Origin of the sequence: Halomonas sp. TP35 (assembly GCF_052375975.1) — a bacterium.
In the GTDB taxonomy this organism is placed as follows: Bacteria; Pseudomonadota; Gammaproteobacteria; order Pseudomonadales; family Halomonadaceae; genus Vreelandella; species Vreelandella citrativorans.
On the sequence record NZ_JBQSUZ010000030.1, the window covers coordinates 1 to 9,123 of the forward strand.

11 protein-coding genes are annotated in these 9,123 nt (G+C 53.7%); 10 read left to right on the forward strand and 1 reads right to left on the reverse strand.

Translation table 11 applies throughout. The features are described 5' to 3' along the window. The 10 genes from ACT3RU_RS17755 to ACT3RU_RS17800 form a co-directional block, all read left to right on the forward strand. A partial coding sequence (locus tag ACT3RU_RS17755; protein WP_483392966.1) for a transketolase-like TK C-terminal-containing protein occupies window positions 1–217 on the forward strand: 217 nt, incomplete at its 5' end. A 2-nt stretch (window positions 218–219) separates the two neighbouring features. After that, on the forward strand, window positions 220–573 hold the full coding sequence (locus ACT3RU_RS17760) for a CidA/LrgA family protein (RefSeq protein WP_192528665.1): 354 nt from the start codon (window positions 220–222) through the stop codon (window positions 571–573). Beyond that, complete coding sequence (locus tag ACT3RU_RS17765; protein WP_192528664.1) at window positions 563–1,285, forward strand: LrgB family protein; 723 nt, start codon at window positions 563–565, stop codon at window positions 1,283–1,285. The genes ACT3RU_RS17760 and ACT3RU_RS17765 overlap by 11 nt, the downstream gene beginning before the upstream one ends. Window positions 1,286–1,358: 73 nt before the next feature. Then, window positions 1,359–2,417 carry a type I glyceraldehyde-3-phosphate dehydrogenase gene (locus tag ACT3RU_RS17770; protein WP_192528663.1) on the forward strand — a complete coding sequence of 353 codons (1,059 nt, stop codon included), beginning with the start codon at window positions 1,359–1,361 and terminating at the stop codon, window positions 2,415–2,417. 58 nt (window positions 2,418–2,475) lie between these two features. Beyond that, a complete protein-coding gene (locus tag ACT3RU_RS17775) occupies window positions 2,476–3,645 on the forward strand; it encodes a phosphoglycerate kinase (protein ID WP_192528662.1) in 1,170 nt (389 codons plus the stop codon). 66 nt (window positions 3,646–3,711) lie between these two features. Beyond that, window positions 3,712–4,776 (forward strand): class II fructose-bisphosphate aldolase, encoded by a 1,065-nt coding sequence (gene fba / locus ACT3RU_RS17780; protein WP_172118906.1) that lies wholly within the window; start codon window positions 3,712–3,714, stop codon window positions 4,774–4,776. 137 nt (window positions 4,777–4,913) lie between these two features. Next, window positions 4,914–5,264: a hypothetical protein gene (locus ACT3RU_RS17785; protein WP_192528661.1), complete on the forward strand. Its 351-nt coding sequence runs from the start codon at window positions 4,914–4,916 to the stop codon at window positions 5,262–5,264. A 219-nt stretch (window positions 5,265–5,483) separates the two neighbouring features. After that, window positions 5,484–6,182 carry an HAD family hydrolase gene (locus ACT3RU_RS17790; protein ID WP_087109895.1) on the forward strand — a complete coding sequence of 233 codons (699 nt, stop codon included), beginning with the start codon at window positions 5,484–5,486 and terminating at the stop codon, window positions 6,180–6,182. A gap of 2 nt (window positions 6,183–6,184) precedes the next feature. Then, a complete protein-coding gene (locus ACT3RU_RS17795) occupies window positions 6,185–6,559 on the forward strand; it encodes a translation initiation factor Sui1 (RefSeq protein ID WP_087109893.1) in 375 nt (124 codons plus the stop codon). Window positions 6,560–6,616: 57 nt separating this feature from the next. Next, window positions 6,617–7,525: a nuclease-related domain-containing protein gene (locus ACT3RU_RS17800; RefSeq protein ID WP_192528660.1), complete on the forward strand. Its 909-nt coding sequence runs from the start codon at window positions 6,617–6,619 to the stop codon at window positions 7,523–7,525. Between the two features lie 11 nt (window positions 7,526–7,536). On the opposite strand, the gene ACT3RU_RS17805 is transcribed toward ACT3RU_RS17800, so the two are convergent. Then, window positions 7,537–8,868 carry a deoxyguanosinetriphosphate triphosphohydrolase gene (locus tag ACT3RU_RS17805; protein WP_087109889.1) on the reverse strand — a complete coding sequence of 444 codons (1,332 nt, stop codon included), beginning with the start codon at window positions 8,866–8,868 and terminating at the stop codon, window positions 7,537–7,539. Window positions 8,869–9,123 lie beyond the last annotated feature (255 nt).

The following is a 9,123-nucleotide window of genomic DNA, read 5'->3' on the forward strand; positions in this document are numbered from 1 at the left end:
CGCCGAGTACCGGGAAAGCGTACTGCCCAAAGCGGTCACCAAGCGCATTGCCATTGAAGCCTCACATGCCGACTACTGGTACAAGTATGTGGGTCTGGACGGCCGTGTGATCGGCATGACCACGTTCGGCGAGTCCGCCCCCGCGAGTGAGCTGTTCAAGCACTTCGGCTTTACGGTTGAGAATATCCTCAAAAATGCCAATGAACTGCTTGGCTAACAATGCCTGCACTTAATGGCTTTTTATGGCTAGTGAGTTACTGGTTGATCGGTGAAGTAACGGTTTACTTTACCGGTCTTCCGGTTTCATCCGGCGTTGTCGGTATGCTGTTATTAACCGCAACGCTAGCCGTTTGGGGACGAGTCCCCTCGACAATCGCCGCCGCAGCGCAGCCATTAATCGGCCTGCTTGCCATGCTGATTATGCCGGGCGTGGTGGGCGTGTTTTTTATTCTTGATGAGCTTGCAGGCCAGTGGCTAGCCATTCTTTGTGCGCTGATTGTGGGTACGCTATTAAGCGTAACCACCACGCTGTGGCTACTTAAGCGCCTGTTGGAAAAAATGCATGCCCGCTAATGCCCTGCTAAGCACCTTAAGTACGACGCCGCTGTTTGCCGTTGGGCTAACGTTAGCGGCGTTTTTGTTGGGTAACCTGATTTTCAAACGATTAAAAAAGCCGACCTGGCTACCGGCTATTTTGATCGCTGCACTTCTGCTTGCTGCCACGCTTGCCGCCATTGGCCTGCCGTATGACACCTATCGGCAGGATGCCGCTTGGCTGACCTTTTTGTTAGGGCCCGCGACCGTCGCGTTGGGTATGCCGCTTTATCAGCAGTTGCCGCATATTCGGACACTATGGCGACCTCTTACTATCTGCCTGCCGATTGCAGCCACGCTTGCGGCTTGCTACGCCCTGCTAATTGCCTGGGTGTTGGGTAGCTCACCCCTTATTCTCGCCTCTATTGCGGCAAAGTCCGTAACGGCGCCTATCGCGATTGGCATTACCGAGCAGATTGGCGGCTCGGTGGCGCTCTTGTTGGGCGCACTGCTGATTACCGGCGTTGCTACCGCCGCGTTCGTCAGCCTTGCTGCACGCTTTTTAAACATTGAAGACGAGCGCATTATCGGCTTTGCGCTGGGGCTAAACGGCCATGCGATCGGAACGGTAAGAGCGTTTGAAATCAGCCCGGCCGCAGGCGCCTTTGCCTCTCTTGGGATGAGTCTTACCGGCATTTTCACTGCCCTGATGCTGCCTTTCGCTTGGCATCTGATAGGCGCAGGCGGTTGAAATACGCTATTATTGCGAATGTTTTTTATTTATTGACGGTCACTGATTCACCTTCCAAGAGCCGCTTTCTTACATGGCTACATCTGCCTCTACACACGCTGCTCCTACCTATCGCATCGCCATTAATGGTTATGGGCGTATTGGCCAGTGCGTATTGCGGGCACTGATTGAACGTGGCGACTCGCGTCTTGAGGTCGTCGCTATCAATGAGCTTTCTGACCTGGCGACGATTACCTACCTGACCCGTTACGACACGACTCATGGTCGCTTTCCAGGAAACGTCGAGAATGACGGTGAAGCGTTAGTGGTCAACGGACAGCGCATTCAGGTGCTATGTGAAAAAGATCCACGCCAACTTCCGTGGAAAGCGCTGAAGGTTGATCTAGTTCTTGAGTGCTCAGGTAGTTTTAAAGATCGCGCGACAGCCGAGCAGCATCTAAGTGCTGGCGCAAAGCGCCTGCTGTTTTCACAGCCAGCGGAAAACGATGTCGATGCAACGATCGTGTGGGGAATTAATCAGCACGAGCTGACACTCTCTCAGCGCATCCTATCAGCGGCTTCTTGTACCACCAACTGTTTGGTTCCTTTACTTACCGTACTCGACGAAGCGCTGGGGCTGGAACACGGAGTAACCACGACCATTCACTCTGCGATGAACGATCAGCCAGTGATCGATGCTTACCATCAAACTGATCTGCGCCTGACGCGCTCGGCCATGCAGTCCATTGTGCCGGTGGACACAGGGCTTGCGCGCGGCATCAGCCGTTTGATGCCACATCTGGAAGGCCGATTTGAGTGTTTACACGTCCGCGTTCCCACCATTAATGTGTCGGCGATGGATGCCGCACTGACCGTGCGTCGCGACACCAGCGCCCAGGAAATCAATAACCTGCTGCATCACGCTAGCCAGCAGCGTCTTACGGGCGTGCTGGGTTACACCGAAGCGCCCATGGCCTCCATTGATTTTAATCATGACCCACATTCCGGCATTTTCGATGCGACCCAAACCCGCGTCGCTGGAAAACGCCTTATCAAGCTTTTATGTTGGTTTGATAACGAGTGGGGCTTTGCAAACCGCATGCTCGATATTGCCCAACGGTTAGCCGTGCTTTCCCGAGATCGCGCCGCTTAGTCGTATCGGCTAACTATCACTACCCGATTCACCGCCGGAAGACGAGGAAACCGCTCACATGAACGTGCAAAAAATGATGGATCTGCCTTTGGAAGGGCAACGCGTGCTGATTCGCGAAGACCTGAACGTGCCGATTAAGCACGGCAATGTCTCAAGCGACGCACGTCTGAAAGCGGCGCTGCCTACCATTCAGGCGGCGATGAAAGCGGGCGCTAAAGTCATGCTGATGAGTCACCTTGGCCGCCCAACCGAAGGTGATCCCGCTGATGAGTTCTCACTCGCCCCGGTGGCCAAACATTTAAGCGACCTGCTAGGCCAAACGGTCGAGCTGATCAGCGACTACCTTGAGACACCACCGACACTTGAAAATGGTCAGGTCGCGTTGCTTGAAAACGTTCGCTTTAACGTGGGCGAAAAGAAAGACGCAGAACAGCTCGCCAAACAGTACGCGGCGCTATGTGATGTATTTGTAATGGATGCCTTTGGCACCGCCCATCGCGCTCAGGCCTCTACCCACGGCGTTGCTCGCTTTGCACCAAGCGCGTGTGCGGGCCCACTGTTGGCGCAAGAGCTCAATGCGCTTGAAAAAGCCTTGGCCAATCCGGCGCGCCCCATGGCTGCGATTGTGGGCGGCTCCAAAGTCTCTACCAAACTTGATGTGCTTAATTCGCTATCGGATAAGTGCGATCAACTGATCGTGGGTGGCGGCATTGCCAACACCTTTATTGCCGCAGCAGGCTATAATGTGGGCAAATCGCTCTATGAAGCCGACCTGGTTTCCCAAGCGAAGGCACTGATGGAAAAGGTCTCCATTCCATTACCAACCGACGTTGTCGTGGCGACCGAGTTTTCTGAATCAGCCGATGCGGTGGTTAAGCCGGTCGACCAGGTTAACGACGATGAAATGATTCTGGATATTGGCCCTGAAACAGCGGCGCATTTGGCCAGCATGCTCAAAGACGCGGGCACCATTTTATGGAATGGCCCAGTGGGTGTATTTGAGATTGACCAGTTTGGTAAAGGCACGGAAGTTATCTCCCAGGCCATTGCCGATAGCAATGCATTTTCTATTGCAGGCGGGGGTGATACGTTAGCCGCCATCGATAAATATGCGATTGCGGATCGCGTCTCGTATATCTCAACCGGGGGCGGTGCTTTCCTTGAATATGTTGAGGGCAAGCAGCTGCCTGCCGTTGCCGCGCTCGAAGCAGCCGCCAAACGCGGTTAACATTAAACGAATTGAACCTGCATATTTTCGCACTCGTTCACACTGATAACTAAAGAAGGTGACCCCATGGCTTTGATCAGCATGCGTCAGATGCTCGACCACGCTGCCGAATATGGCTACGGTATTCCGGCGTTCAACGTTAATAACCTTGAGCAGATGCGCGCCATCATGGAAGCAGCTGATGCGACCGATTCGCCAGTTATCGTTCAAGCCTCTGCAGGCGCGCGTAAATACGCAGGCGCACCTTTCCTGCGCCACCTGATTCTGGCTGCTGTTGAAGAGTTCCCACATATCCCGGTAGTTATGCACCAGGACCATGGCACCAGCCCCGCGGTGTGCCAGCGCTCTATTCAGCTGGGTTTCTCATCGGTCATGATGGATGGCTCGCTGGGTGAAGATGGAAAAACACCGACCGACTACGCCTACAACGTTGATGTGACACGTCGCACCGTTGAAATGGCCCACGCCTGTGGCGTTTCCGTTGAGGGTGAACTGGGCTGCCTGGGTAGCCTGGAAACCGGCATGGCCGGTGAAGAAGACGGCATTGGTGCGGAAGGCAAGCTGGATATGGAACAGCTTCTGACCGACCCGGAAGAAGCCGCCGAGTTTGTTAAAGCCACCCACGTAGATGCCTTGGCCATCGCCATCGGCACGAGCCATGGGGCGTATAAATTCACCAAGCCGCCGACAGGCGATACGCTATCTATTCAGCGTATCAAAGAGATCCACGCGCGCATCCCGGATACTCACTTGGTCATGCATGGCTCATCTTCTGTACCGCAGGAGTGGCTTGAGGTGATCAATCAGTACGGCGGCGAGATTCCAGAAACCTACGGTGTGCCGGTTTCCGAGATCGTTGAAGGCATCAAGCACGGCGTACGTAAGGTCAATATCGATACCGACCTGCGCTTGGCCTCTACTGGCGCCGTACGTCGCTTTATGGCTCAGAATCCGTCTGAGTTTGATCCGCGCAAATTCCTCAAGGAAACCGTTACCGCCATGCGCGATCTGTGTATCGCTCGCTACGAAGCTTTTGGCACCGCGGGCAACGCCAGCAAGATCAAGCCGATCAACCTTGAAGAGATGTTCAACCGCTACGAGCGTGGCGAGCTGGATCCGAAAGTTAAATAAATTCAAGCATGACGTAGGTTAAAAGACGGCCATTTGGCCGTCTTTTTTGTGGTTAACACGCAGCGGATACAAATAAATATTGCATTGCAACATAGAGAGACCAACACTGAACAGACGTTCATCCTCGGAGCTAATTTATGAAGCACGCGACACCGACTGCCTTAATTCCCATGTCCCCTTTCGCCATGATGGATGCTTGGAAAGTCGGCATGATGGCCCTCGAGCTTTGGACATCGTCCCTTTCGACGATCAACCACCGCAATCAGCTATGGCAAACGCAGCCGTTTTTCAGCCCAAAAATGATGAAAGAGAACCAACGTATGGTGACGGAGAAACTTGAAGCCAGTATGGAGGCGGGTTTCGCCATGCAAAAAACGTTACTGAATATGCTCAGCGGACAACATGCGCCCTGGTGGGTCACCAGCCGTCAGGCCATGCAGCCTTACCATCAGCGTAGCAGAGCCAATTCGCGCCGTTTATCGCGCTAGTCGTAACGGATCCGGGTGCCGGTATCACCTGGCATATAACGGTCCCTTGCCGGTTTTCGCTATTTCTTCGTTAACGCATCGTGCATGACTGGTTTATTGCGGCATTAGCTACAAAAAATTACGAAACAGTGTTCACAAAAGCCTAAAAATCTCGTTCAATAGGCATTGGGTAGTGTTCAACCAACACTGGTAGCGTTTAAGTCGCTGCAAGGAACCACAATGCCGCTCCCACTTTTGCTGTTTGACTGTGATGGCACCCTCGTCGATAGTGAACCTCTTTTAGCTGAAGAAATGTCGATAGGGCTAAACGCTGTAGGATTGCCCTTCGTACCAGCTGACTATCTTGGTGAGTTTCGTGGCGCTCGGTTCCGACGCATTGTGGCCGAGTTACAGCAACGCTACGGCGAAGTGGACCCTGACCAACTCGCCCACATGGAAGGTGCCATGCGGGCCAATCTGGCTAATCGCCTTGCTGAAGAGCTGACACTGATCCCTGGTGCCAGAGAGGCGCTGGATAACTTGTCAGCCTATCCAAGTGCCGTTGTTTCCAACGGTCCTGAAACCAAAATTCGCACGGCACTTCAGGCCACCGGCCTAAACGATTACTTTGGTCATCGTCTGTTTAGCGGCTACACCGCTAATTGCTGGAAGCCTGAACCCTGTTTGCATCTGCACGCAGCCAGTATCATGGGCTATAGTGCGCATGACTGTATTGCCATTGATGACGCCCTGGTGGGTGTTCGTGCGGCACTTGAGGCCGGGATGACGGTCATTCATTTAAATCGCTTTCCCGATGCCGAAGAGACGCCAGAAAACGCTATCATGATTAGTAATATGTACCAGCTACCCACCGTTATTGAGCGCCTTTACCAAAAAGCCTGGAGCCTCCCCATGCCACAACGCTCAGTAGGAGGGTGACAATGGCCTCTTTACGTGACCAGCTTGGTGGGCTTGTATATTCAACGGAGCATGGTAAAACGTGCCCGGAGTGCCGTGAGGCACTGGATGCCTGCAGCTGTGAGGAAAACAGTGAGCAAGCACGCCTTGCTGCGCTGGATGGTATCGTACGCATTCGCCGTGAAACCAGTGGGCGTAAAGGTAAAGGTGTTACGACTATTAGTGGTATCCCACTGCCCAGCACGGAACTAAAAGCGCTGACGAAAACACTTAAAAAGCGGTGCGGCACGGGAGGAGCAGTCAAAGATGGCATCATTGAGATTCAAGGCGACCATCGAGATACGTTACGAGAAGCACTAACCGCGCAGGGTTATCAAGTTAAGCTAGCTGGCGGTTAATCCGTTTCTCTCATCAGGCCTGCCATAAGGTAGGCCGTTAAAAGGCAAGGCACTGCAATGGTTTGGCTGGAATACCTGCTACCGCTCATCTTTTTATTTCCCATGGCCGCGATGGGCGGCATCGTATTAGCCCTGCGCAGCCTGCATGATGCGCGCGTTGAGTCGCCTTTTGATGCGCCACTGCGTGAACCAGGGCAAGCACTACGCCATCGCCTTGACCAGGCCTTCTCAAGTCTTTTCTTAAATGGTGCTTTAGGTCCGATTATTAGCCTGGCCCCGCTGGTATACGGCATGGGAAGAATGTTGTTTGTCAGTCAACAAGATTGGGTGGAGTGGGCACTCTATGGCCTGTTAAGTACCCTGCTTGTGTTAACGTTTTCCTTATTATTGATACGTGATTACCAGCGCATCCGGCGACTAAAACTTGGCCTTGCTTGCGAACTGGCGGTTGGCCAAGAGCTTGAGCGGCTTATTCGTCCTGAGGCGCATCCTTACTACGTATTCCATGATGTACCAACCGACAGTTTCACTATCGATCACGTGGTGGTTACGCCGTATGGCGTGTTCGTGCTGGAAACGCGGGCGCGTGCATTAGCCATTGGCTCAGACGGCCGAGAGCTTAATACCGTGGCGGTTGAACGCGAGCGTTTACGCTTTCCTCATTGGCATGAGCGCCGCCCACTTCATAAGACACGTCAAGCCGTTAGCTGGCTTACCCAGTGGCTTGAACGACGCTGTGGTGTGCCGGTACCGGTACGGGGCGTGCTCGTATTGCCCGGCTGGGAAATTGACATCACCGAGGCAACTGGCGATGTGCTGGTGGTCAGTGGAGAGCAGCTTGCCAAGCAGCTCACTGACCTCAAACCTGGCACGCTAAGCGACCCAATCCATGACAAGATCATTTATTTGCTAATGGAAAGGGCGAGGCTGGTAGAGTTACGTCATCTCCGCCAGCCATCGGTCTGATGCGTTATTGCTTAATCGCCGCGTAAACGCCCCCCCATCTCCTGAGCAAGATCAACTGCATAGTGGTCGGTCATCCCGCCGATAAAGTCCAGCATGCGTCGATAGCTATCGTAAAGCGGCCAGGAGGGCAACGGCGTATTCTCTCCTATTAGCGCCAGTACACGCTGATGCTTGAAGGATGACTGTCCGGTATGGTGCAACTCATGAGCGGCGCCAATAAAAGCCTCCAGTAGAATGCCTAGAGTGGTGTAGGCACCAATCTCTAGTTTGGCCTTACGCTCATTTTGGAAAATACGCTCGCGGGCCAGCTGCTTCGCTGCTTGTACGCCCCAGCCTAAATCCGGGTGGCACAGCTCAAGCAGATCCTCTTTTAGCGTGCCGTTTAACAGCGCCTGTTCATGCTGAACAAAAACCGCACCGACATCGTTAACCGCTCGCTCCATGGCAGCACCGCGCAATAGGGCGATTCGTCGGCGCTGCGATACCTGACGATCCTCCATATCCGCATACTCAGGCGGGAACTCTCCAGCCACTTGCCGAAGGATTTCCACGACTTCTTCATAACGCAGAATGCCCATTTCCAGGCCATCTTCCAGGTCCAGCAGGGCATAGCAGATATCATCGGCCGCTTCGACTAGCCAAGCCAACGGATGGCGGCACCAGCGCTGCTCCCCCTGAGGCAGCAGACCCACTGCGTCGGCGACCTCTTTTAAGAGCGCCTGTTCAGACTGATAACAGCCAAACTTACCTGCTCGCCCGCTATAGCGTACGGTCCAGGGGTATTTCAGCAAGGTCCCAAGCGTTGCGGCCGATAAACGCATACCGCCGTTAAACTGGTTATATTCAATCTGAGTAATAACACGAAAGCCCTGAGCATTGCCTTCATACGTGAGCAGGTCTTCCCGCTCCGCTTCTGACAAGCCATCCAGTAGGCCGCTACCTTGTGCGCGGCGAAACCAGTCGCGGATCGCGTACTCTCCGGCATGGCCAAAAGGCGGATTACCAATATCATGGCCCAGACAAGCGGTTTGCACGATAACGCCCATATCAGCAGGCGTAATCCATTCTGGCAGACGATCATGTAAAAGTTCACCGACAATCATGCCTAAAGAGCGGCCCACACAGCCCACTTCCAGCGAGTGAGTCAAACGTGTGTGGATATGATCATTTTCAGTTAACGGGTGTACCTGGGTTTTACGCCCCAAGCGGCGAAAGGAACCTGAAAAAACAATTCGGTCATGGTCTTTATGAAAGGGGCTACGGCCAATTTCGCGCGTGTTATCCGGGCGTTGATCGTGCAGACGTCGTGGGGAAAGTAACTGGTCCCAGCGCATTTGTGTCATGGCAATCCTCCTTGAGGCGAGCATTTTGACACAAAACGCGTTAAGACGGCACGCGGGGAAAGAGGTGAGTGATGAAGGAGTTGGTTATTCTTCGTTTTTTTATGGAAAACAGCCTTCAGCCAGCGCCACCGCACTTCATATTCCACGCATAAAAAAATCCCCCGAGGGCTGAGCCCCGGGGGATTTTGGGTATAAGTGCCTGACGATGACCTACTCTTGCATGGGGAGACCCCACACTACCATCGGCGCTAAGCG